This window comes from Micromonospora sp. WMMD975 (genome assembly GCF_029581215.1).
Lineage (GTDB): Bacteria > Actinomycetota > Actinomycetes > Mycobacteriales > Micromonosporaceae > Micromonospora.
In genome coordinates this window covers 2,685,313-2,707,590 of record NZ_CP120739.1, presented here as the reverse complement: position 1 = coordinate 2,707,590, position 22,278 = coordinate 2,685,313, and the positions used below count along the sequence as shown (strand labels likewise).

Genomic DNA, 22,278 nt, shown 5'->3' with positions numbered 1-22,278 from the left:
AGCGCTATAATCTCATCGAACTCTCATCGAACTGTGCTCTGCTGGCCCTGATGCGTACGACGGTCCTGGTGGTTGACGACGAGCCGAACATCGTCGACATGGTGGCGACGGTGCTGCGGTTCCACGACTTCGAGGTGGTCACCGCCGGCACCGCGCGCGAGGCGGAGCGGCTGTCCGGCGAGAAGCCGCCGCACCTGGTGGTGCTGGACGTGCTGCTGCCCGACGGAGACGGGTTCGCGCTCTGCCGCCGCCTGCGCGCCGCGGGGCACCGGTTCGGCATCGTCTTCCTCACCGCGCGGGACGCGCCCCGAGACAAGATCGCCGGGCTCACCTGGGGCGGCGACGACTACGTGACCAAGCCGTTCTCGGTCGACGAGCTGGTCGCCCGGGTGCGGGCCGTGCTGCGCCGGATCGGCCCGGACGCCGACACCGGCGCCGGCCTGCTCCGCTACGCCGACGTGGAGCTGGACGAGGAGACCTGCCAGGCCCGCCGCGCCGGGCAGCTGCTCGCGCTCTCGCCCACGGAGTTCAAACTGCTGCGCTACCTGATGCTCAACCCCGGCCGGGTGCTCAGCCGCACCCAGATCCTCGAGGCGGTGTGGAGCTACGACTTCGGCGGCGCGTCGAACGTGGTCGACACCTACATCGGCTACCTGCGCCGCAAGCTCGACCCGCTCGGGCCACCCCTGATCGTCACCCAACGCGGGTTCGGATACGCGCTCCGGGCCGGCGGATGACCCGGCTCCCGCTGCGGCGCAGCCTGCTCACCGGCATGGTGGCGCTGACCGCCGTGGCGCTGCTGGTGGCCGGCGTGGTCAGCGTCACGGCGCTGCGGTCGTACCTGCTGGACCGGACCGACGACCAGCTCCGCGCCGGCGCGACGCTCGCCACCCAACGGGTCGGGGTGTTGCAGCGCGAGCCCGGCGGGGTGGCCCGCGCGATCGTCGCGCCGTCGGACTACCTGGTGGAGATCCGACACCCGGACGGCACGCTGACCCGGCTCGGCGGGTCACCGCCGGCCGTACCGTTGCTCGACCGGGCCCCCGCGCCGCCCGCCGGCGGCGCTCCGGGCCCGGCCACCACGCTCGGCGACGGGGACTGGCGGGCGGTCACCGTGCGGGCCGGCGCGACGGTCGTGCTCATCGCGCTTCCACTGGCACCGGTACGCGAGACGGTGCGCCGCCTGGTCCTGGTGCAGGTGGCCGGCGGCGTGACCGTGCTGGTGCTGCTCGCCGCGTTCGCCCGGGTGCTGCTGGTGCGCGGGCTGCGCCCGCTGGACCGGATCACCGACACGGCGACCGCGATCGCCGGAGGCGACCTGGACCGCCGGGTGCCGGTCGAGGGCGGTGACCGGACCGAGGTGGGACGGTTGACCCGCGCGGTCGACGGCATGCTCGCCCGGCTCCAGTCGGCGATCACCGCCCGGGTCCGGTCCGAGGAACGGCTGCGCACCTTCGTGGCCGACGCCTCGCACGAGCTGCGTACGCCGCTGACCTCCATCCGCGGCTACCTCCACCTGCTGCGCCGGGACATGGTCGAGCCCGCGCGCCGGCCGGAGGTGCTGCGCCGGGGCGACGAGGAGGCGACCCGGATGAGCCGGATCCTCGACGACCTGCTCTACCTGGCCCGCCTGGACGCCGAGCCCCGGCTCGACCGCAGCGACGTCGACCTGGCCGAGGTGGCCCGGGAGTCGGTGGCCGACGCGCTCGCCGTGCAGCCCGGCCGCCCGTTGCGGGTCGACGCACCCGACGCGGCCCCGGTACGCGGCGACGCCGACGCGCTGCGTCAGGTGCTGGCGAACCTGCTCGCCAACGTCCGCGCGCACACCCCGGCGGGCACCCCGACCGTCGTCGAGGTGCGCCGTCGCGGCGACCGGGTCGAGATGACGGTCCGCGACACCGGCCCCGGGATGCCGCCCGAGTTGGCCGCTCGGGCGTTCGACAGGTTCAGCCACGGCGGCGCCGGCGGCAGCGGGCTCGGGCTGGCCATCGTCGCCGAGATCGTCGCCGCGCACGGCGGCGAGCTGGGCCTGGACACCGTCGAGGGGACCGGCACGGCGGTCCGGGTCCGCCTGCCCGGGGCCGACTCTTGACGTTCTCTCATCCGGCTCCGGTCGGACGCCCAGCCGGCGCTGGTGTGCTCGGGACATGCGGAAATTCACCCGCCGCCGGCTGCTGGCCGGAACGGCGGTCCTGTTCCTCGTCGTGGCGGCGGTGGTCGCCGACCGGGTGGCGGCCCGGCTCGTCGCCGGGCGGCTCGCCGACCGGCTCGCCTGTGCGGCCGGGGTGCCCCGGCCCTCGGTGGAGCTGTCCGGTTTCCCGGTGCTGCCGCAGGTGCTCGGCGGCCGGCTGGACCGGCTCCGGGTCGGCGTGACCGACGCCCGGGCCGGTGGGCTGCGGGTCGCCCGTGCCGACGCCGACCTGCGGAACGTCCGGTCCGGTGACGGGCCGGCGCGGATCGGCGCCGCGGCGGTGGAGGTGCTCGTCGGCTACGCGGCGCTGCCCACCGAGGCGGCGGGACGGACGTTGCGTTACCGCTACGCCGACGGGCTGCTCGGCGTCGAGACGCAGATGTCGACAGTGCCGGTCACGTTGCTGGTCCGACCGACGTTGACCGGTGGGCGGCTCACCTTCACCCCGAGCGAGGTGGAGGTGTTCGGGATCCGACGTCCGGCCGGCAAACTGCTCGACCGGCTCGGCGGGGGCCCCGACCTGGGGCGCGACCTACCGGCCCTGCCAACCGGCCTGTCCTACCGGTCGGTGACGGCGACCGCCGACGGGCTCCTCGTCCGGGTCGATGGACACGATCTCACCCTGCCGGCGGGCGGTGGCCGCACCGGCGCACGCTGCGGAGGAGCATGATGCGGGTCGACGACGGAAATCTGGTGCACCGCGCCCTGGGCGGGCTGGGCCGGTTCTGCGCCCGCCGCCCCCGCACGGCGCTGGCGGGATGGCTGCTCCTCGCGGTCGCGCTCGTCGGCGCCGCGGCGGTGCTCGGCCGGCCGGTCGACAACGACGTGGCGCTGCCCGGCAGCGACGCCCAGCAGGCCCGGGACCTGCTCGGCCGGGCCGGGTCGGGCGACGGCACGGACGGCCAGCTCGTGCTGTACGCCGACGGCGGCCGGCTCGACGACCCGGCCCGGCAGGACGCGCTCGCGCGGGCAATCCGGGAGATCGCCGGGGTGCCCCACGTGACAGACGTGGACGGGGTGGACGCCGCCGCGGGCACGCTCAGCCCCGACGGGCGCACCGGCTGGCTGACCGTACGGCTCGACGTGTCGCCGCGGCAGGTGGACAAGGCGCTCGCCCGCGCGGTCACGGACGCGGCGGCGCCCGCCGGGGCGGCCGGCATCGAGGTCACCCCCGGAGGGGTGCTCGCCTCGGCGGCCGAACGCGGCGGCTCCCGGGACAGCGAGCTGCTCGGCCTGGCGGTCGCCGCGCTGGTGCTGCTGCTCGCCTTCGGTGGCCTGGTCGCCGCGGCGGTGCCACTTGTCACCGCGCTCGTCACGCTCGCGTGCGCGGTCAGCGCGGTGGGGTTGGCCGGGCACCTGGCGGCGGTGCCGTCGGTGGCCGGGACGCTCGCCACCATGGTCGGTCTCGGCGTCGGCATCGACTACGCGCTGTTCCTGGTCACCCGGCACCGCCGGTTGCTGGCCGAGGGGGTGCCGGTGCCCGAGGCGGTGGCCCGCAGCGTCGCCGGCTCGGGCAGCGCGGTCGTGTTCGCCGGCGGGACCGTGGTGGTCGCCCTCGGTGGGCTGGCCGTGGCCGGCGTACCGATCCTGGGCACGCTCGGCTGGACCACCGGCCTGGTGGTGGTCGCCGCGGTGGCCGGCGCGGTGACCCTGTTGCCGGCGTTGCTGACCCTGCTCGGGCACCGGCTCGACCGGCTGCGGATCCGCCGCCGACCCCCGGCCCCGGCATCACCCGCCGCGCCCGGCCCCGCCACGGCGACCGGCGGCGGTGCCGCCACGGCGAGCGGCGGCGGGACCGGGGAGCGGCGGCTGACCGGCTGGGCCCGGCAGGCGGACCGGGTCACCCGCCGGCCGTGGCGCTGGGCGATCCTCGCGCTGCTGCTGCTCGGCGTGCTCGCCGCGCCCGCCCTCGACCTGCGGCTGGGTCAGGTCGACCCGGGGGACAGCCCGGTCGGCACGGCCGGCCGGACCAGCTACGACCGCCTCGCGGCCGGGTTCGGGCCGGGCGTGAACGGACCGCTGACCGTGGTCGCCGAACTGGAGCCGCCGGCCGCATCGGGCGCCGACGCCCGGGTGGGCGAGCTGTCCGCCCGGGTGGCCGGCACGGCCGGCGTCGCCCGGGTCGCCCCGGTCCGGCTCGCCGACGGCGGGCGGGTCGCGGTGCTCACCGCGTACCCCCGGACCGCGCCGGGCGACCCGGCGACCGCCGGGCTGGTGCGGACGCTGCGGACCGTCGGCCCGCCCGGGGTGGCCGTGCACGTGGGTGGCGCGACCGCCACCCGGGTCGACCTCGCCGACCGGGTGGGGGAGCGGATGCCCTGGGTCATCGCGGTGGTGGTCGGGTTGGCCACGGTGCTGCTGTACGCGGCGTTCCGGGCGCCGGTCGTCGCGGTCAAGGCGGCGGTGATGAATCTGGTGTCGATCGGGGCCGCGTACGGCGTGCTGACCGCGGTCTTCGCCTGGGGCTGGGGCGCCGGGCTGACCGGACTGTCCGGCCCGGTGCCGGTGGAGAGCTACCTGCCGATGATGTTGTTCGCGTTGCTCTTCGGCCTCTCCATGGACTACGAGGTGTTCCTGTTGACCGCCGTGCAGGAGTCCTGGCGGGCCACCGGCGACAACCTCGTGGCGGTCCGTGAGGGGCTGGCCGGCACCGGCCAGGTGATCACCTCGGCCGCGCTCATCATGGTGACCGTCTTCGCCGGCTTCGTGCTCCAGGATGATCCGGTGATCAAGATGTTCGGCCTCGGCATGGCGGTCGCGGTCGCGGTCGACGCCACAGTGGTCCGCGGGCTGCTGGTGCCGGCCACCATGGCACTGCTCGGCCGGGCGAACTGGTGGCGGCCCGCCCGACGGCGCCGGGCGGCCGAGCGGACGCCGCCGGTGCCGGTCGGCTGACGGCGCGTACGCGGGACGCTGGGTGCGCCGGTTCCGTGGTGTTAAGCGGGGCCCCTTCCTCTACCGAATGCGTTAAGCGGGGGCCCCGCCTTACACCTCAACCGAGGCGGGTGGCGACGGTGCGGCGTAGCTCGGGCAGCCGGTCGTGCAGCAGGCCCGGGCACTGCGTCGAGGCGAAGTCGCGATGGCCGTAGATCTCGGTGGGCGCGATGCCGTACTGCTGGCAGGTGAACGCGCAGAACCAGACCAGGCTGTCCCAGAGCGCCTGCGGCGGCTGCACGTCGACGTAGATGCCGTCGTTCTCGATGCCGATGGCCTGGCTGTTCTGCCCGACGCAGTGCGCGCCCTGCACCATCGACTGCCCGTGCAGCAGCCCGTAGAGGCTGCCGTGCCGGCCTTCGGTCAGGTGGCCGCCCCGGCTGTTGGTGAAGTGCTGGCCGGAGTCGAGCCACCCGTTGGAGTCCATGTGCAGGTCCTGGATGTCGCGGGAGTTCCGGTACGCCTGGGCGAGGCTGTAGTCGGTCGTGTTGGGGAACGCCGTGTGGTGAATGATGATCTTGTTGGGGCGGCTGGACACCACGCTCACCGGCGACGACGGCGGGCGGGCGCCCCAGGTCGCGCAGTTGGCGATGGTCGGCTGGTCGACCCGGGCCGCGGCGGCCCGCGCCGCGCCGCCGGCCTGGGTGAGCGCGCCGGCGCCGAGCAGGACCGCGCCGCGCAGCACGGACCGCCGGGGGAGTGGAACGGACATCGGGGCCTCCTCGTGGGTACGGACACGACGGCGGGACGGGCGGTCACGGCCCGCCCCGCCGGGACGGGTCAGCAGGCGCCGTTGCAGGCCAGCACCCGGAGCCGGTCCAGGCTGCCGTTCCAGACGTTCTGGTCGCCGGGGAAGGTGCCGGCGGAGGACCACTGCCAGAAGGAGTACGTGCCCCAGCCGGCCGGCAGCGTGCCGACGCCGCTGGCGTAGCGGGCGATCCACAGCGGATTGTTCGCCGCGAACTGCGACGTGTTGCCGGTGCAGGTGCTCCACCAGTCGGTGGTGGTGTAGATGGTGGCCCACCTGCCGGTGCGGGCGTGGTACTGGTTGACGAACGAGGCGATCCAGCTCCGCATGGACGCCTGGCTGAGCCCGTAGCAGGTGGCGCCGTACGGGTTGTACTCGATGTCCAGCGCGCCGGGCAGCGTCTTGCCGTCCTTGGACCAGCCGCCGCCGTGGTCGACGAAGTAGTTGGCCTGGGTGGCGCCGGTGGTGGTGTCGGGGCGGGCGAAGTGGTAGGCCCCGCGGATCATCCCGACGTTGTAGGAGCCGTTGTACTGCTGGGCGAAGTACGGGTTGGTGTAGTAGGTGCCCTCGGTCGCCTTGACGTACGCGAACCGGGCGCCGTTGGCCCACGCGGCGGACCAGTTCACGTTGCCCTGGTAGCTGGAGACGTCCATGCCTGGTAGTCCGGCCGGCGCGGCGTGGGCGGGGGCCGCGCCGGTGAGGGCCGCCGCGGCGGCGGTGACGGTGGCTAGCACGGCGGCGCCGGTGGTGCGCAACGCCGATCGCAGGAGACGGTGCATCTTTCCTCCCGGGGGGTTGCCGCCTGCTGGCGGCGGGAGTATGACGAAAGGATCTGTCGACATTAGGACACAGGACGGAGAAACTTTTCAATAGACGTATCGAAGATTCTCTCTGAATTTCAGGGCTCAGCCGAGTGCGGCGAGCACCTCGGCGGCGGCGCGCTCGCCGGCCGTCACCGCGCCCTCCAGATAGCCGCTCCACCGGGTCGCGGTCTCCGTCCCGGCCCAGTGCACCCGGCCCACCGGCGCCCGCAGCTCCGGCCCGAAGTCGCGCCACGAGCCGGGCGTCAGGACGCCGCCGAAGCAGCCCCGGGTCCACGGATCGGCCGACCAGTCGTACTCGATCAGGTTCTCGGGGTCGGCGGCGGCCGGGCCGAGGAGCGCGCCGAGCGCGTCCCGCAGCGCGGACCGGCGCGCGGCGTCCGGCAGCCGGCGCAACGCCCGGGCCTGCGCGCCGTAGCTGAACGCGGTGAGCACCCCGCCGGGCAGTCCGGGCATCGAGTTGTCCACCGTCTCGGTGAGCGGCCCGGTGTCCGTGGTGGCCACCCCGGAGCGGCCGGCGGTGCGCCAGAACGGCTCCGGGTAGAGCGCGTGCACCTTCAGCGCGGCGCCCATCGGCATCCGCTGGGTCAGGCCGTCGCGCAGCGCCGGCAGCGGCGGGTCGTACCGGATCCGGCCGGCCAGGGCCGGTGCCAGCGCGACCACCACCGCGTCGCCCCGGTGCGTCTCGTCGCCGGCCCGGACCCGCACGCCGTCGCGGTCCTGCGCCACGGCGTCGACCGGGGCGTCGAGGCGTAGCCGCGCGGGCGGCAGCGCGTCGGCCATCCGCTGCGCCAGCGCGGCCGGTCCGCCGACGATCCGGTCCTGCTGGGCGCCGCCGGCCATGCCGAGCAGCGCGTCGGCGCCGCCGCCGCTGCGCAGGTAGAACAGCAGGTGCAGCAGCGACACCTCGGCCGGCGAGACGGCCAGCAGCCCACCGGCGAGCAGGCGCCCGGCGTAGCGGGCGGTGACCGGGTCGGGCGCGGTGGCGGCGAGCCAGCCGCCGAGCGTGGTCCCGTCCCACTCCGCCGCCCCGGCGGCCCGCCACGGCGCGGCCGGGTCGAGCCCGGCCGCCAGCTCGTCGAGCGTGCCGAGCAGCCCGGCCAGGCCGGCCGGCGGCTCGGTGACCCGCCGCCCGTCCAGGAGCAGCGTCGGCGCGCCGTGCGCCGCCGATGGAAAGGTCGCCAGGCCGTACGCGGCGACGAGCGCGTACATCCGGTCCTGGGTGGGGCCGATCCACTGCGCGCCGAGGTCGAGCCAGCCGCCGTCGGGCAGCGGGCGGCTCAGCGTCCGGCCGCCCACCCGGTCCCGGGCCTCCACGAGCAGCACGTCGACGTCGGCGGCGTGCAGCGCGAGCGCGCAGGCGAGCCCGGAGAACCCCGCCCCCACCACGATCACCCGGCCACCGCGCACGGCCCGGCATACCCGATCCCCACCGAAATCCCGTACGCCCGGCGTGTCGAAACCGGCGTCCGCCGTTCGTGTGAAGGTGGAGGGCGGCGCCGGGGGCGCCGGCGGCGACGAGGAGGAACCCGTGAAGCAGTACCTGATCAGCATGTACCAGCCCACCGGCGTGGACCGGCCGGACCCGGAGTTCCTGGCCGGGGTGATGCGCGAGGTCGAGGCCATCGGGCGGGACCTGCGGGAGGCCGGCTGCTGGGTGTTCGGCGACGGGCTGCACGCGCCGGACACCGCCACCGTGCTGCGCCCGGCCGGCGACGAGGTGCTGGTCACCGACGGGCCGTTCGTCGAGGGCAAGGAATACCTGGGCGGCGTCACCGTCATCCGCGCCCCGGACCTGGACGCGGCGCTGGACTGGGGCCGCCGGTACGCCCGCGCCACCACGTTGCCGATCGAGGTGCGCCCGTTCCAGGGCGAGGGATGACCGAGGTCGAACGGGTCTTCCGGGCCGAGTACGGCCGCGTGGTCGCCACCCTGGTCCGCCTCCTCGGCGACATCGACCTCGCCGAGGAGGCGGTCCAGGAGGCGTTCGCGGTCGCGGCGCGGCGGTGGGCCGTCGACGGTCCGCCGCTCAGCCCGGCCGGCTGGATCGTCACCACCGCCCGGAACCGGGCGATCGACCGGCTGCGCCGCGAGTCCACCCGGGCCGCGCGGCACGCCGAGGCCGCCCGGCTGTACGCCGCCGACCCACCCGCCGAGGAGGGGCCCGTGCCCGACGAGCGGCTGCGCCTGATCTTCACCTGCTGCCACCCGGCCCTCGGGGCCAACGCCCGGGTGGCGTTGACGCTGCGGCTGCTCGGCGGCCTGAGCACCGCCGAGATCGCCCGGGCCTTCCTGGTGCCGGAGCGGACCATGGCGCAGCGCCTGGTCCGGGCCAAGGCGAAGATCCGGGACGCCGGGATCCCGTACCGGGTGCCCCGCGACGCCGACCTGCCGGACCGGCTGCGCGGGGTGCTGGCCGTGGTGTATCTGATCTTCAACGAGGGGCACACGGCGAGCGCGGGGGAGCGGTTGGGTCGGGTCGAGCTGGGCGCCGAGGCGATCCGGCTAGGTCGGCTGCTGGTGGCGTTGATGCCGGACGAGCCGGAGGCGCTCGGGCTGCTCGCGCTGATGCTGCTCACCGAGTCGCGACGGACCGCCCGGACCGGGCCGGACCAGGTGGCGGTGTCGCTGTCCGAGCAGGACCGCGGCCGGTGGGACCGGGCGCTCGTCGTCGAGGGGCAGGACCTCGTCCGGCGCTGCCTGCGGCGCAACCGGCCCGGCCCGTACCAGATCCAGGCCGCGATCAACGCGGTGCACGTCGACGCGGCCACCGCCGTCGCCACCGACTGGGCCCAGATCCTCGCCCTCTACGACCAACTGCTGGTCTGCGCGCCGGGCCCGGTGGTGGCGTTGAACCGGGCGGTCGCGCTGGCCGAGGTACGCGGACCGGCCGCCGCGCTTGTCGAGGTGGACCGGCTGGACCTGCGCGGATACCACCCGTGGCACGCGGTCCGGGCCGACCTGCTGCGCCGCCTGGACCGGCCGGTCGAGGCGCGGGCGGCGTACGACGCGGCGATCGCCGGCACCGGCAACGAGGCGGAGCGGGAGTTCCTGCGCCGCCGGCGCGACCGATCGAGGGAGACCACGTGAACACACCGGAACTGCTCGTCGACGGCCTGGCGTTCGGGGAGTCGCCCCGCTGGCTCGACGGCCGGCTCTGGCTGGCCGACTGGGGCGCCGGTGAGGTGCTGGCCGTGGACGCCGAGGGGCGGACCGAGGTGGTCGTCCGGGTCGACGGCCTGCCGATCTGCTTCGACCGGCTGCCCGACGGGCGGCTGCTGGTGGTCGCCGGCCGGGACGGGCGGCTGCTGCGCCGGGAACCGGACGGCGCCCTGACCGTCCACGCCGACCTGGCCGCGCTCGACCCGCACCCGTGGAACGAGGTGGTGGTCGACGCGCGGGGCAGCGCGTACGTCAACACGATCGGTTTCGACTTCCCGGGCGGGACGTTCGCGCCCGGCTCGGTGGCCCTGGTCACGCCGGAAGGCGCAGTCCGGCTGGTCGCCGGCGACCTGGCCTTCCCGAACGGCATGGCGCTCACCCCGGACGGGCGGACGCTGATCGTCGCCGAGTCGTACGCGGGGCAGCTCACCGCGTTCGACGTCGCCGCCGACGGGACGCTCGGCGGGCGGCGGGTCTGGGCGGCGGTGGCCGACTCCGCGCCGGACGGCATCTGCCTCGACGCCGCCGGCGCGGTCTGGTACGGCGACGTGCCGAACCAGTGCGCCGTGCGGGTGGCCGAGGGCGGCGAGGTGCTCGACCGGATCGAGCTGGACCGGGGCTGCTTCGCCTGTGCCCTCGGCGGTCCGGACGGGCGCACGCTGCACCTGGTCACCATGCGGTGGGACCCGGGCGCGCTGGCCGGCGGGCCGCGGACCGGCACCGTGCTGACCGTCCGGGTGCCGGTCCCGGGCGTCGCCTGAGCGCCTAACCGTCGCGCAGCCGGCGCAGGATCCGGGACAGTTCCGCCTGGTCGCTCGCGTCGAGGGCGGCGAAGAACCGTTCCGCCTCGGTGGCCCGGGCGGCCTGGATGGCGGCGCCGACCCGGTCGCCCTCGGCGGTGGGGGCGACGAGCGTGGCCCGCCGGTCGCCGAGGTCGGGCCGCCGCTCGACCAGGCCGCGTTCCTGGAGGCCGTCGACCACCTCGGTGGCCGAGCGGGGCGCGATGCGCAGGTGCTCGGCGAGCGCGCCGGGCCGCAACGCGCCGTGCCGCATGAGCACGCCGAGCGCCCGCGCCTGCCCGGGGCTGATCTCCCACGGCTCCAGCGCGCGCTTGGCCTGGTGGCGCAGCCGCCGGGTCACCGCCCAGAACGTCTCGGCCAGGCTCTCCTCGTCGCTGCCGGTCACGGGAATACGGTAGCAGCAGGTCCTGTTGTTCCCTCATGATGAGGTAACCTCAGCATTACCCGACAGAGGAGAACCCCCTTGGATCACACCCCCGACGGCCGCGGTGGCGGCCGAACCGTGTCCCCCGCCGAGAAGGCCCAGGCCCGCGACGTGTCGCTGCGCCGCATCGGCGGCCTCTTCACCGCACACCGACGCCCGCTCGCCGCCGTGGTGGCGATCATCGTGGCGTCCTCGATCATCGCGATGGCCTCGCCGTTCCTCCTGCGTACCGTGATCGACCGGGCCCTGCCCGAGCGTGACCTGACGCTGCTGGCCTGGCTGGTCGCGGCCATGATCGCGGTGGCCGCCGTGACCGCCGTGCTCGGCGTCGCCCAGACCTGGATCTCCACCCGGGTCGGCCAGGAGGTCATGCACCGCCTGCGCACCGACGTCTTCGCCCACCTCCAGCGGCAGTCGATCGGCTTCTTCGTGCGCACCCGCACCGGCGAGGTGCAGTCGCGCATCACCAACGACATCGGCGGCATGCAGTCGGTGGTCACCTCCACCGCCACCTCGATCGCCGCGAACCTCACCACGGTCGTCGCCACCACCGTCGCCATGCTGGCGCTGAGCTGGCGACTCACGCTCGTCTCGCTCGTCGTGCTGCCGCCCGCGCTCTGGCTCACCCGCCGCGTCGCCCGGCTCCGCCGGGAGATCACCGCCCGCCGCCAGCGCGAACTGGCCGACCTCACCGTCACCATCGAGGAGGGGCTGTCGGTGAGCGGCGTACGCCTGGCCAAGACGCTCGGCACCGGCGCGGCGCTCGTCGACCGGTTCACCGCCTCCTCGGCCCGCCTGGTCGACCTGGAGCTGCGCTCCGAGCTGGCCGGCCGCTGGCGGATGGCCGCCATGACGATCGTCTTCGCCGCCATCCCCGCGGTGATCTACCTGGGCGCCGGCCTGCCCGGCACCGCCGGCACCCTCACCATCGGCACGCTCGTCGCCTTCACCGCGCTCCAGGCCAACCTGTTCCGCCCGCTGATGGGCCTGCTCAACGTGGGCGTCACGCTGACCGCCTCGCTCGCGCTGTTCGCCCGCATCTTCGAATACCTCGACCTGCCGGTGGAGGTCGCCGAACCGTCCCGCCCGGCGGCGCTCGACCCGGCCACGGTCCGCGGCCACCTGCGCGTCGAGGACGTCACCTTCAGCTACCCGGGCAGCGACACCGCCGCGCTGGCCGGCGTCAGCCTGGACGTCCCCGCCGGCACCAGCCTCGCCCTGGTCGGCGAGACCGGCTCCGGGAAGAGCACCCTCGCCGCCCTGATCAGCCGGCTGCACGACCCGGACGCCGGCCGGATCACCGTCGACGGCGTCGACCTGCGCGACATGCGCCTGGCCGACCTGGCCGCCGTCGTGGGCGTGGTCAGCCAGGAGACCTACCTGCTGCACGCCACCGTGCGCGACAACCTGCGGTACGCCCGCCCCGACGCCACCGACGCCGACATCGAGGCCGCCGCCCGCGCCGCCCGCATCCACGACCTGATCGCCGCGCTGCCCGACGGGTACGACACCATGGTCGGCTCCCGCGGCCACCGCTTCTCCGGTGGTGAGCAGCAACGCCTGGCCATCGCCCGGACGCTGCTGCGCGACCCGCGGATCCTGGTGCTGGACGAGGCGACGAGCGCGCTCGACACGGAGACCGAACGCGCGGTGCAGCGGGCGCTCGACGAGCTGGCCCGGGGCCGCACCGTGGTGACCATCGCGCACCGCCTCTCCACGGTCCGCGACGCCGACCGCATCGCCGTCCTCGACCACGGCCGAATCGTCGAGTCCGGCACCCACGATTCGCTGCTGGACCACCAGGGCCGCTACGCCACCCTGCTCGGCTGACCGCCCCCCACCCCACCCCACCCCACCCCACCCCACCGCCCCCGCCTCCCGATGCCGTGATGGGGTGTACGGGTCGTCGTGCGCGACGATCCGCGCTCCAACCTCACAACGGAAGCCGCCCGGAGCGGGCAGCCGATCGGACGACGTGTCGCGTAGTCCGATCGGTGGGACTCGGTGGCGGGCCTGTTAACGTTCTCATGCGGTCGGTCCCGTCCACGGGACCGACCGTCCAAACCGGACGCCATCGGACGGTGATGTCTTGATTCCGCTAGGTCGCGCTTCGTAGCGTGAGGCTCCGCAACCCCTCGGCCGGTGGGGCGCCGCCAGCGGCTGCGGTCGTCACTGTGGGGTGTGCATGCTGATCGCCGGAGCCGTACCTGTCACGAGCGTCATGGCGGAGCTGCGCGCCGAGCGGTCCCTGTTCCACTCCGAGGCCGACTTCCAACACGCGTTCGCCTGGACCGTGCGCCGCCTCGACGCGGGCCTCCGCGTCCGCCTGGAGGTGCGGCAGGAGCAGGACGAACACCTGGACCTGCTCTGCCACGGCCCGGCCGGCCGGACGGCGATCGAGTTCAAGTACTTCACCGCCCGGTTCAACGGCGTCGACTCGCACACCGACGAGGCGTACGCCCTGCGCAGTCACGCCGCCGCCGACGTGGCCCGACGCAACTTCGTCTTCGACATCGAACGGCTGGAACGCTTCGTCCGCGCCGGCCCGGCGCGGACCAACGGCCTCGCCCTCCTGCTCACGAACGCCCACGGGCTGTGGCAGGCCCCCGCCGTCGACCGGCCGACCCGGGACCGCGAGTTCCGGCTCCACGAGGGCCGCCGCCTCGCCGGCATCCTCAAGTGGGGCGTCGACGGGCGCTACTTCCAGCCGAACCGGCGCCACCTCACCGGCGACTACCGGCTCGGCTGGCGCGACTTCACCGAACTCCCCGGACGCAACGGCCGGTTCCGCTGGCTCGCCGTACCGGTGGACGCCGCCGACACACCGCCGCCCGCCGAGCCGGGCGCGGGAAGGGACTGAACATACGGGAAGGGACTGAACATATGGGCGTGGAAGCTCGCCAGGCCGCCGACCGGACCCTCGAGTTCCTGAAGTCCCTCGCCGAGCGGCGGTACGACCGGGTGTGGACTCCGGACTTCCTGAGCCACAACCCGGACGTGCGGGGCTTCGTCATCTTCCACGGCGGCGCGCTCGTGCTCGTCCACAGCGGGGTGGCGCCGGGGGAACCGACCCGCTGGCTGTTCCGGATGGCCTGCGCTCCAGGCGCGGACGTGACCGACACGGCCGAGGCGATGGAGTGGGCGAACATCAGGAACCGGCTCGCCGAGGGCGGGCGCTACTACTGCGTCGTCACGGCCGACCGGCGCGCCTGCCACGTGGTGTTCGCGCTCGACGTCTGGAGCCCGCTGCTGGCGGACGTGACGGCGCCCGACGCGCAGACCGCCCGCGACCTGCTCGACGGCGCGCTCACGGTGTGCGTCCACAACGCCATCGCCGACTTCCGGGACCTGTCCGCCTACCTTCCGGCCCGACGGTTGGATCCCACCGAGGAGGACGCCTCGACGCTGTTCGCCTGCACGCGGCACTGAGCCGCACGCCGGGGGTACGCCGGCGCCGCCGCGGGACGCAGCCCGGCGAGCTGGACGAAGACCTCCCGCTTGGCGGTGGCGAGGCCACGACGGTCGACGACGTAGCCGGTCAACCAGAGCCAGCCGAGGTGGGTCAGCTCGGGGCCGACCGACACGACCCGGAACGTCAGGGCGCGGTCGCCGCCGAACTGCACCGAGGCGCGGCCGTCGATCCGCAGCAGGTCACCCGGTTGTGGGAGCACCGCTACCAGTGGCCCTGGTTCGGTGGGCGGCACTCGCGGGCGTGCATGGCCTGCCAGTCGCGCAGCGCCCGCTTCAGCCGCTCGTTCTCCACGGTCAACCGGCGGATCTGCCGGTGCAGGTCGGTCAGCTCGTCGGCGACCTCGGTCTGGAACGCGCGTACCTGCTCGGGGTCGACGCCACGACGACGCGGATCGAACGCGCGGGTCCGCGCCTCGCGCGGCGTCATCCGGGCCGGCAGGCCGGTTCCGTAGAGCTGGCCGGAGCGAAACACCTCGGTCACGTCGGTCCTTTCGCGGTTGCGTCCGCGCCTTTGGGTGCACTTGTGGTTGCCCTGGCGACAACAAGCGCACCCAAAGGGCAGCGGCGATCGGAGACAGAGCGTTCCGGTGGGCCGGGACGGGCACGCGCACCCGCCCCGACCGGGGGAATGAGCCGAACTCGTTGCCACGCGAGGAGCGGCTCCGGTCCAACATATCTAGACATGTCAGATGAGTCAACGCTGCTTGTTAGGCGCGTCGCGGTGTGATCGAATCGGATCGCCACGCGAGGAGTGCTATGCGAGAAGTGCCGGATTACTGGCGCATCGCCGATGACGTGATCGCCGATGTCAGGTCGAACAAGCTGAAGCCGGGGGACAAGCTGCCCTCGATCGTTGAGCTGCGCGAGAACTACCGCGTCAGCCACGGAACGGTCCAGATGGCCTATGCCCGGCTGGAAGCGCTGCGCGTGATCCGGCGTCAGCAGGGCAAGGGCGTCTTCGTCACCGACCCGAAGACGTGGATGCGCGAGCCGTAGACAGCGGCGTCAGTCCAGCAGGGCACTCGTCCACTTGTCGGTGTGGCGCTCGGTGTAGTCGGCGTCGGCGCGCCACGTGTCGCCGTGCCCGGTCCGCCAGTGCGTCGCCCACGGCTCGACCCCGAGCGCGGCCTGATCGCGCAGGAAGTCGTGCATCGCCCGGGTCCGGACGGTCAGCAACGGCACCAGGTCGCGGCGCTGCCGTTCGTCCAACCCGTACGCGTCCACGAAGGCGCGCAGACGCTGCCCCGCGTCCGCCCGCTGCCAGTCATGATGCGCCGACAGCGGGACGAAGCCGTGCGCCGCGTAGGCGAGATCCCACAGCCGTGACCCGGGCCCGGCGTTGTCCCAGTCGATGACGACCCAGCGGTCCCCGATCACCAGGTTCCACGGCGCGAGGTCGTGGTGGACGATCATCTCGTCCCGGTCGGCCGGGATCAGGGCGTTCCACCGCGCGTCGGGCGGCGGCGTGAACGTCGCGAGCGCGTCGTGCAGCTCCCGCGCCAGCCGGCCCACCCGGGCGAGCTGGTCCAGCGGTGCGAGCAGGTCGAACCGGTGCGGCCAGGGCACCTCACCCGCCGCGTAGGTGAGCACCTCCCGCCCTTTCTCGTCGACACCGAGCGGCCGGGGCGCGCCCCGGAAACCGACCGACCGCAGGTGGCCGAGCAGCGCGTGCACCGCCGGGGTCCACGGACCGGCCTGCCGGCGTACGGTGTCCCCGACCCGCACCACGCCGGCCGTCACGTTCCCACCGGCGAGCGGGACCTCCTCCACGCTCATCCGCCCACGGTCCCGTCCGCGCGGAAGGCCCGCCGGAACGCGGAGGGCGAGGTGGTCGTCGCCCGTGCGACGTGCTGGCGACAGGTCACGGTCTCTCGACCCGCACCGAGGGGAGGTGGGCCGGCACTGCCACCATCCGGCCGGCGTTGTCCCGCATGGGTACCACGGTCATGGCGCGACCGTAGCGGATGACCTACTGCCGGGGGCCGGCCTTGCGGCCGGAGACGAGATCGCCACACTGTAGCGGTGAACATGGGCAGGTATCTCAGGACGACGACGGCCCGCTTCGACGAGGTGACCGCGACCTTGTGGGACCCGGCTGAGGAGGAGGAACACACGGACGCGGGCGAGCGCCGCAAGGTCATCCTGGAGCAGTACAAGACATATGTGGAGATGGCCGACCGGGTGAGTGCCCGGCGCGGTCTCACCAACACGTTCTTCCTGAGCTTGAACACGCTGATCGCGACCGCCGCCGGGGTGGTCTGGCGCAGTCGCGGCGGCGTCGAGCCCAGCTATCTGACCGTCCCGGTGGCGGCGCTGCTGTTGCAGTGTGCGGCCTGGTTCTGGCTGCTGCGTTCCTACCGCCAGCTCAACTCCGCCAAGTACATCGTGATCGGCGCGCTGGAGGAGCGGCTGCCGGCCTCGCCGTACTGGCGGGCGGAGTGGAAGGCGCTCGGCGAGGGCCGTGATCCGTCGCGGTACTGGCCGTTGACCCACCTCGAACAGTGGATACCCGTGTCGTTCGCCGTCGTCTACGTAACCGGATTCGCCCTGGCGATACTTGCTTGAGCAGCGGCTTCGTCGAACTGTCGGCAAACGGACAATTGCTGCCTCCTCGGTCCTTGGTTCAGACTGTCTCCTCGGCGTCGGCGAGGGTGTGCAGGGGATGTCATTTCTTTTCTTTCTCAGCTATAGCGGCGTTGACGGGAACGGCGTCTACGTCGGCGAGTTCTTCAAGGATCTGTCCGAGGAGATCCGGCGTAGCACCGACTTGGAGGAAAGCCGCATCGGGTTCGCGTACGGGGGGATGCGGGACGGGACACAGTGGCGCCCGACCGTCGCGAAGGCGCTCGCCACCTGCCGCGTGTTCGTGCCGCTCTACTCGCCGCGATATTTCCGGGCGCGCTTCTGCGGTCAGGAGTGGGGAATCTTCGCCGAGCGGCTGCGGGCGTACGAGCAGGAGCACGGGACCACGCCGGATCTGATCGTGCCGGTGCTGTGGGAAGACGTGTTCGACGACGGGCAACTCCAGATTCCGAGGCTCGCCGAGGACATCTGGGCCCGAAGCGGGACGCTCGGCGACGCCCAGAAACCGACCGGCGTGCGCAGGTTGGTGCAGCAGAAGGCCAGATACCGCGACGAGTATCACGACGTGGTGTACCAGTTGGTCGCGCGGATCCGCGCCGTCGCCGCGGAACACGAACTCCCGGCGTACGATGCGGCAATCGATTTTGACACCGCGGCGGACGTCTTCCGGCCTGCGGGCGACGGCGACGAGTGCCTGGTCCCCCGGCCGCGGCCGGGGGAACCGGGCACGAGCGGTCCGCGCCACGTGCACCTCGTGGTGGCGGCGCCAACCGCGACCGAAGCCGCGGAGAAGCGCACCGACGTGCACCGCTACGGGACACGCTCCGAGGACTGGATGCCCTACCTGCCGGAGGCGGTCAAACCCGTGGTGCGCTACGCGATGACGGTGGCCGACGAGCAGGACCTCACCTCGCACCCGGTCGGTGCCGCCGAGAAACTGCCCGACCTGCTCGCCGACGCGGAGTCGGCGAACGAGTTGGTCGTCCTGCTTGTGGACGCCTGGGCCACACTCATACCCGCCTACGTGGAGGCGCTGGCGCCCTACGACGATGGGTTCTACGGCAACTGCGCCGTGCTGGTGCCGTGGAACCCGGCGGACGAGGAGTCGACGTCGAACGTGGCGGTGTTGAAGGAATCGGTGACGACGTTGTTCGCGAAGAACATCCGCGTGCCGCACCCGACCTTCCACCATTCGCTCCGCAATGTGGACGAGTTCACCGACGCCTTGCGGCAGGTCCTCATCCGGACCCAGAAGTTCGTCTTCGAGAAGCACCCGGTGCCGGACTTCGCGGATGCCGCCCCGATCGTCGCCCGCCCGATCCTCGACGGGCCGGGTGCCGGCTGATGGGTGCCGACGTGACCGAGGGACGCATCGTCACCTTCTACTCGTACAAGGGCGGGACCGGCCGCTCGATGGCGCTGGCCAACATGGCCTGGATCCTGGCCAGCAACGGCCACCGCGTGCTCGTGGTGGACTGGGACCTGGAAGCGCCCGGCCTGCACCGGTATTTCCACCCGTTCCTTCCGGACACGGAGTTGACCTCCACGACCGGCCTGATGGACATGTTCTGGAACTACGCGGCAGGCATGGTCGATCCGTCGCTTGACAACCGCGAGGAATGGCGGGAGAAGCACGCCGACGTGTTGGAATACGCGGTGTCGCTGCGCCATCGTTTCGCCTTGGGCGGGTTCATCGACCTGCTGTCCGCCGGCCGGCAGGACCGGTCCTACGCGAGTCGGGCCATGTCGTTCGACTGGGACAACTTCTACGACCGGCTGCACGGTGGCTCCTTCATCGACGAGATGAGGGACAGCATGCGCCGGCACTACGACTACGTCCTGATCGACAGTCGAACCGGGCTGAACGACACCTCGGGCATCTGCACGGTGCAGCTTCCCGACATTCTCGTCATCTGCTTCACGCTCAACAACCAGAGCGTCACCGGAGCACTCGCCGTCGCGGACTCGGTCCGCCGGCAGCGCGCCGATCGTGAACTGCGCATCCTTCCGGTGCCGTCGCGGGTGGAGGACGGCGAGAAGGCCCGGCTGGAGACGGCCCGCAGCTATGTGCGCCACGGCTTCCGGCGTTTCCTCGACAATCAGAGTCGGGAGGAGCGGGACCGCTACTGGGGTGACGTCGAGATCCCCTACAAGATTTTCTACGCGTACGAGGAAATCCTGGCGTCGGTCGGCGACCGCCCCCACCAGGAGGGCACGTTGCTGGCCGCCTACGAGCGGCTGACCGCACGTGTGACGGACGGCCGGGTGACCGAGGCCGCGCCGCTGGGCGAGGTGGAGCGGGAGGCGCTGGTCCGACGCTTCTGGCGGCAGACCGTCGGAGTCAGCCTGTACGACTTCTTCCTCAGCCATCATCCCGCGGACCGGAAATGGGCCGAGTGGATCGCCGCCGAACTGGAAGAGGCGGGATATCGGGTCTCGGTCGGGTCGCGCGACCTTCGCCCCGGCGCCCGCTGGTCGGAGGAGATCGAGAAGATCATCCTGTCCAGCGACGTGACGCTCGCGCTGCTGTCCCCCGCGGCGCTCCGATCGCCGGACGTCGCGCGGGAACGGCAACTCGCCCACGACATCGATCCGGGCGGCGAGGCCGCACGCCTGGTCCCCGTGCAGGTCGTCGAATGCAGGATGCCGGCCGGGCTCGGAGATCTGAACGGCATCCGGCTGGTCGGCATCGACGAGAAGACCGCGCACCAGCGGCTGCTCTCGGCGATCCGGCTGGTGCAGCCCCGGTCCAGCGGCCACCATCCCCGCCGCGAACCTGCGACGTTCCGCGACTTCCCCGGGCGGTTGCCGAAGATATTCAACGCGCCGCCGCGGCCGAAGGGCCTGGTGGGGCGGGAGGACGAGATCTTCGAGCTGTGGTCCGGTTTCGAGGGGCTCCGCGGCGGGGCGCAGGTGGTCTGCGGACCCGCCGGGGTTGGCAAGACGGCACTCGCCCTTGAGTTCGTCTACCGGTTCGCGCCCACGTACGACGCCGTCTGGTGGATCTCCGTTGGTTCCCGCGACGACATCGTTCTCGATATCTCGGAGCTTGCCGTGGCCCTCGGCGGCGCAAAGGGGCACGACCTGCACGAGCCGCTCCGGGAGCTGATGTACCTGCTCGACGGCCGGCGGTGTCTGATGATCCTCGACAACGTCGAGGACGTCCGCAGCCGGTTCGCGGTCGCCCCGCCGCCCGGAGTGGACGTTCTCATCACCTCTCGGCTTCAGGCGTGGGGCTCGGACGTCGTCCGACACGAGCTGCCGGTCCTGTCTTCAGCGGAGTCCGTCGAGTTGCTCCGCCGCATCGAGCCCGACCTGAGCGAGGGATCCGCGCGGGAGGTCGCCGGTCTGTTGGGTGGCCTGCCGCTGGCGCTGCGGATGGTGGCCACCGATTCCACGTTGGCGGCCCAGCTTCGGGACGACTCCCAGCAGCGGTCGTTCGGCAACATCCTCGCGCCGGCCTGGAAATGGACGCGGCAGCGGCTGTGGGCCGACGAACCGGCCGCCGTCGAACTGCTGCGTGTCGTGGCGTTCTTCGCGCCCGAGCCGATCCCGGTCAGCCTTTTCGTCGACACCCCGGCCGCGGCGGACCACCCGGGCCTGCGGTACGCGATGACGCGGGGCTCGAACTTCGAGGAGTTGCTGGCCCGGCTGCACGACTACAGCATGGTGGAGCGGGACGAGGACTGGTTCCGTGTGCATCCACTGGTGCAGGCGACCGTGCGGGAGGAGTTGACCGCCGTCGCCCAGGAGTCGTACCGACGCCAGGGGGAGCGTCTACTCGTCTCCGCCCGTCTCGGCGACCCGGTCGACGCGCGTAGCTGGCCCCGCTACCGGCGGTTGCTCCCGCATGTGGTGGCCGCGGACTGGGCCCAGGGACAGTCGTTGCGGGCACTGGTGCTGCTCCTGTGCGGCTACCTCGCCGCCGCCGGTGAGATCGACCGGGCGAGGAGCCTGAGCGCGGAAGTGGTGGAACGCTTCACCGTGCTGCTCGGCGCGAACCACCGGGACACGGTCGCGGCGCTGCACACCCTCGCCGCCGTGACCTGGCAGGCCGGTGACGGGGGTACGGCTCTCGATCTGGCCGGACAGGTCTGGACGCAGCGAGGCGACCTGCTCGGCCCGGAACACGGCGACACCCTCGCCGCTTTGAACAACTTCGCGGTGATGTTGTGGAGCCAGGGCCGGCACCAGGAGGCGTTGAACCAGAACGAGGAACTCTTGACCCGGCGGCGGGAGACGCTCGGGCCTGACCATCCCGACACGCTTGTGGCCCTGGGCAACCGGGCGACGATGCTGTTCGGGGTGGGCCGGTTGCCGGAGGCGTTCGACTGCGAGCGGATCGTGCACGACATGCGGCTGAGACGACTCGGCGCGCACCATCCGCTCACCCTGGCGTCCCTGGAGAACATCGCCTCGATCAAGCTCGAACTGGGGGAGAAGCACGACGCCGCGGAGACCTACGAGTTGTTGGTCGAACGCTACGGCGCACTGCTGGGTTCCGATCACCCGGATGCCTTACGCGCGATGTTCCTCTCGGCGCGGGCGAGACAGCGACTCGGCGAGGTGACCGCCGCACAACGCCTGCTCGCCGAGGCGTTGAGTCGGCAACAGCGGGTCCTGCCCGCAGAACATCCACAGCTTGCGGCGACCAGAGAACTGTTGCACGAGATTCAGGCGGCGATGAGCGACCAGGAACGGACGGGCACCTGATGGATCCGGTGGTGATGTCGCTGGCCCGGCAGGCCGGTCAGGCGGTCGTGGCCGCGATGGCCTCCGAGATGTGGCCGATCCTGCGTGACCGGCTGACCCGGCTCTACGCCCGGACGAGCGAGGGCCGGGCCACGGAGGTCGCGGACGCGCTGGAGGATTCCCGCCGGGCCGTGCTGGGCGGGAACTCTTCACCTGACATCGTGGCCACTCGCTGGCAGGGCCGGTTCGAGGCCATGTTGGAGGTGTACCCGGATCAACTCGAGCCGCTGCGCGAGGTTGTCGTCGGGGCGAGCACCGAGGCGGAAACCGATCCGGGCCAGGTGTTCCGGGTCGGCAGCGGCACGTTGCTCGGCCACGGCCAGATCGTCGCTCACAACACCGGCGGCGGCATGATCTGGCCCTGAGGCGCGACGGTTCCCGCCCAACCGGCG

At 72.9% G+C, this 22,278-nt stretch carries 22 protein-coding genes; 15 read left to right on the top strand and 7 right to left on the bottom strand.

Going from position 1 to position 22,278, the window contains the following annotated elements; translation table 11 throughout:
• Window positions 1-50 precede the first annotated feature (50 nt).
• The 4 genes from O7613_RS11760 to O7613_RS11745 are packed head-to-tail and all read left to right on the top strand — an operon-like array spanning window position 51 to window position 5,086.
• Complete coding sequence (locus tag O7613_RS11760) at window positions 51-737, top strand: response regulator transcription factor (protein ID WP_281588790.1); 687 nt, start codon at window positions 51-53, stop codon at window positions 735-737.
• A complete protein-coding gene (locus tag O7613_RS11755) occupies window positions 734-2,092 on the top strand; it encodes a HAMP domain-containing sensor histidine kinase (protein ID WP_281588792.1) in 1,359 nt (452 codons plus the stop codon). Before O7613_RS11760 ends, O7613_RS11755 begins: the two co-directional genes overlap by 4 nt.
• A gap of 55 nt (window positions 2,093-2,147) precedes the next feature.
• Window positions 2,148-2,861, top strand: coding sequence for a DUF2993 domain-containing protein (locus tag O7613_RS11750; RefSeq protein WP_282293823.1), 714 nt, complete (start codon window positions 2,148-2,150; stop codon window positions 2,859-2,861).
• Window positions 2,861-5,086 carry an MMPL family transporter gene (locus tag O7613_RS11745; protein WP_282293821.1) on the top strand — a complete coding sequence of 742 codons (2,226 nt, stop codon included), beginning with the start codon at window positions 2,861-2,863 and terminating at the stop codon, window positions 5,084-5,086. Before O7613_RS11750 ends, O7613_RS11745 begins: the two co-directional genes overlap by 1 nt.
• A gap of 97 nt (window positions 5,087-5,183) precedes the next feature.
• Here the strand turns inward: O7613_RS11745 and O7613_RS11740 are convergent, their stop codons facing one another.
• The 3 genes from O7613_RS11740 to O7613_RS11730 form a co-directional block, all read right to left on the bottom strand.
• Entirely contained in the window at window positions 5,184-5,837 is a 654-nt protein-coding gene (locus O7613_RS11740; RefSeq protein WP_282293819.1) for a peptidoglycan recognition family protein, read from the bottom strand.
• Between the two features lie 68 nt (window positions 5,838-5,905).
• Window positions 5,906-6,652 carry a lysozyme gene (locus O7613_RS11735; protein ID WP_282293817.1) on the bottom strand — a complete coding sequence of 249 codons (747 nt, stop codon included), beginning with the start codon at window positions 6,650-6,652 and terminating at the stop codon, window positions 5,906-5,908.
• A gap of 126 nt (window positions 6,653-6,778) precedes the next feature.
• Window positions 6,779-8,089: an FAD-dependent oxidoreductase gene (locus O7613_RS11730; protein WP_282293815.1), complete on the bottom strand. Its 1,311-nt coding sequence runs from the start codon at window positions 8,087-8,089 to the stop codon at window positions 6,779-6,781.
• A 136-nt stretch (window positions 8,090-8,225) separates the two neighbouring features.
• Between O7613_RS11730 and O7613_RS11725 the strand changes: the two genes are divergently transcribed.
• The 3 genes from O7613_RS11725 to O7613_RS11715 are packed head-to-tail and all read left to right on the top strand — an operon-like array spanning window position 8,226 to window position 10,617.
• Window positions 8,226-8,576 carry a YciI family protein gene (locus O7613_RS11725; RefSeq protein ID WP_281588804.1) on the top strand — a complete coding sequence of 117 codons (351 nt, stop codon included), beginning with the start codon at window positions 8,226-8,228 and terminating at the stop codon, window positions 8,574-8,576.
• Complete coding sequence (locus O7613_RS11720; protein ID WP_282293813.1) at window positions 8,573-9,784, top strand: RNA polymerase sigma factor; 1,212 nt, start codon at window positions 8,573-8,575, stop codon at window positions 9,782-9,784. The genes O7613_RS11725 and O7613_RS11720 overlap by 4 nt, the downstream gene beginning before the upstream one ends.
• Window positions 9,781-10,617, top strand: coding sequence for an SMP-30/gluconolactonase/LRE family protein (locus O7613_RS11715; RefSeq protein WP_282293811.1), 837 nt, complete (start codon window positions 9,781-9,783; stop codon window positions 10,615-10,617). Before O7613_RS11720 ends, O7613_RS11715 begins: the two co-directional genes overlap by 4 nt.
• Window positions 10,618-10,621: 4 nt before the next feature.
• Here the strand turns inward: O7613_RS11715 and O7613_RS11710 are convergent, their stop codons facing one another.
• Window positions 10,622-11,041, bottom strand: coding sequence for a MarR family transcriptional regulator (locus O7613_RS11710; protein ID WP_281588811.1), 420 nt, complete (start codon window positions 11,039-11,041; stop codon window positions 10,622-10,624).
• A 78-nt stretch (window positions 11,042-11,119) separates the two neighbouring features.
• Between O7613_RS11710 and O7613_RS11705 the strand changes: the two genes are divergently transcribed.
• From O7613_RS11705 to O7613_RS11695, 3 genes are all read left to right on the top strand, one after another.
• Window positions 11,120-12,910 (top strand): ABC transporter ATP-binding protein, encoded by a 1,791-nt coding sequence (locus O7613_RS11705; protein ID WP_282293807.1) that lies wholly within the window; start codon window positions 11,120-11,122, stop codon window positions 12,908-12,910.
• Between the two features lie 355 nt (window positions 12,911-13,265).
• Window positions 13,266-13,940 (top strand): hypothetical protein, encoded by a 675-nt coding sequence (locus tag O7613_RS11700; RefSeq protein WP_282293805.1) that lies wholly within the window; start codon window positions 13,266-13,268, stop codon window positions 13,938-13,940.
• Window positions 13,941-13,963: 23 nt separating this feature from the next.
• Window positions 13,964-14,509, top strand: coding sequence for a hypothetical protein (locus O7613_RS11695; protein WP_282293803.1), 546 nt, complete (start codon window positions 13,964-13,966; stop codon window positions 14,507-14,509).
• On the opposite strand, the gene O7613_RS11690 is transcribed toward O7613_RS11695, so the two are convergent.
• Both O7613_RS11690 and O7613_RS11685 read right to left on the bottom strand, forming a co-directional pair.
• A complete protein-coding gene (locus O7613_RS11690; protein WP_282293801.1) occupies window positions 14,437-14,751 on the bottom strand; it encodes a hypothetical protein in 315 nt (104 codons plus the stop codon). The genes O7613_RS11695 and O7613_RS11690 overlap by 73 nt on opposite strands.
• A 2-nt stretch (window positions 14,752-14,753) precedes the next feature.
• Window positions 14,754-15,032: a DivIVA domain-containing protein gene (locus O7613_RS11685; protein ID WP_282293799.1), complete on the bottom strand. Its 279-nt coding sequence runs from the start codon at window positions 15,030-15,032 to the stop codon at window positions 14,754-14,756.
• Between the two features lie 275 nt (window positions 15,033-15,307).
• On the opposite strand from O7613_RS11685, the gene O7613_RS11680 reads away from it, so the two are divergent.
• The gene (locus tag O7613_RS11680; RefSeq protein ID WP_281588822.1) at window positions 15,308-15,547 is read left to right on the top strand and encodes a winged helix-turn-helix domain-containing protein; all 240 of its coding nucleotides are present in this window, start codon (window positions 15,308-15,310) and stop codon (window positions 15,545-15,547) included.
• A gap of 9 nt (window positions 15,548-15,556) precedes the next feature.
• Here O7613_RS11680 and O7613_RS11675 read toward each other — a convergent pair whose 3' ends face one another.
• Window positions 15,557-16,327, bottom strand: a complete 771-nt coding sequence (locus O7613_RS11675) for a phosphotransferase (protein WP_281588823.1) — start codon at window positions 16,325-16,327, stop codon at window positions 15,557-15,559.
• 246 nt (window positions 16,328-16,573) lie between these two features.
• Between O7613_RS11675 and O7613_RS11670 the strand changes: the two genes are divergently transcribed.
• The 4 genes from O7613_RS11670 to O7613_RS11655 are packed head-to-tail and all read left to right on the top strand — an operon-like array spanning window position 16,574 to window position 22,251.
• Window positions 16,574-17,116, top strand: a complete 543-nt coding sequence (locus O7613_RS11670) for a hypothetical protein (RefSeq protein ID WP_282293797.1) — start codon at window positions 16,574-16,576, stop codon at window positions 17,114-17,116.
• A complete protein-coding gene (locus tag O7613_RS11665) occupies window positions 17,109-18,479 on the top strand; it encodes a TIR-like protein FxsC (protein WP_282293795.1) in 1,371 nt (456 codons plus the stop codon). The genes O7613_RS11670 and O7613_RS11665 overlap by 8 nt, the downstream gene beginning before the upstream one ends.
• The gene (fxsT, locus tag O7613_RS11660; RefSeq protein WP_282293794.1) at window positions 18,479-21,847 is read left to right on the top strand and encodes an FxSxx-COOH system tetratricopeptide repeat protein; all 3,369 of its coding nucleotides are present in this window, start codon (window positions 18,479-18,481) and stop codon (window positions 21,845-21,847) included. The genes O7613_RS11665 and fxsT overlap by 1 nt, the downstream gene beginning before the upstream one ends.
• The gene (locus O7613_RS11655) at window positions 21,847-22,251 is read left to right on the top strand and encodes a hypothetical protein (protein WP_281588830.1); all 405 of its coding nucleotides are present in this window, start codon (window positions 21,847-21,849) and stop codon (window positions 22,249-22,251) included. Before fxsT ends, O7613_RS11655 begins: the two co-directional genes overlap by 1 nt.
• The last annotated feature ends 27 nt before the right edge of the window (window positions 22,252-22,278 follow it).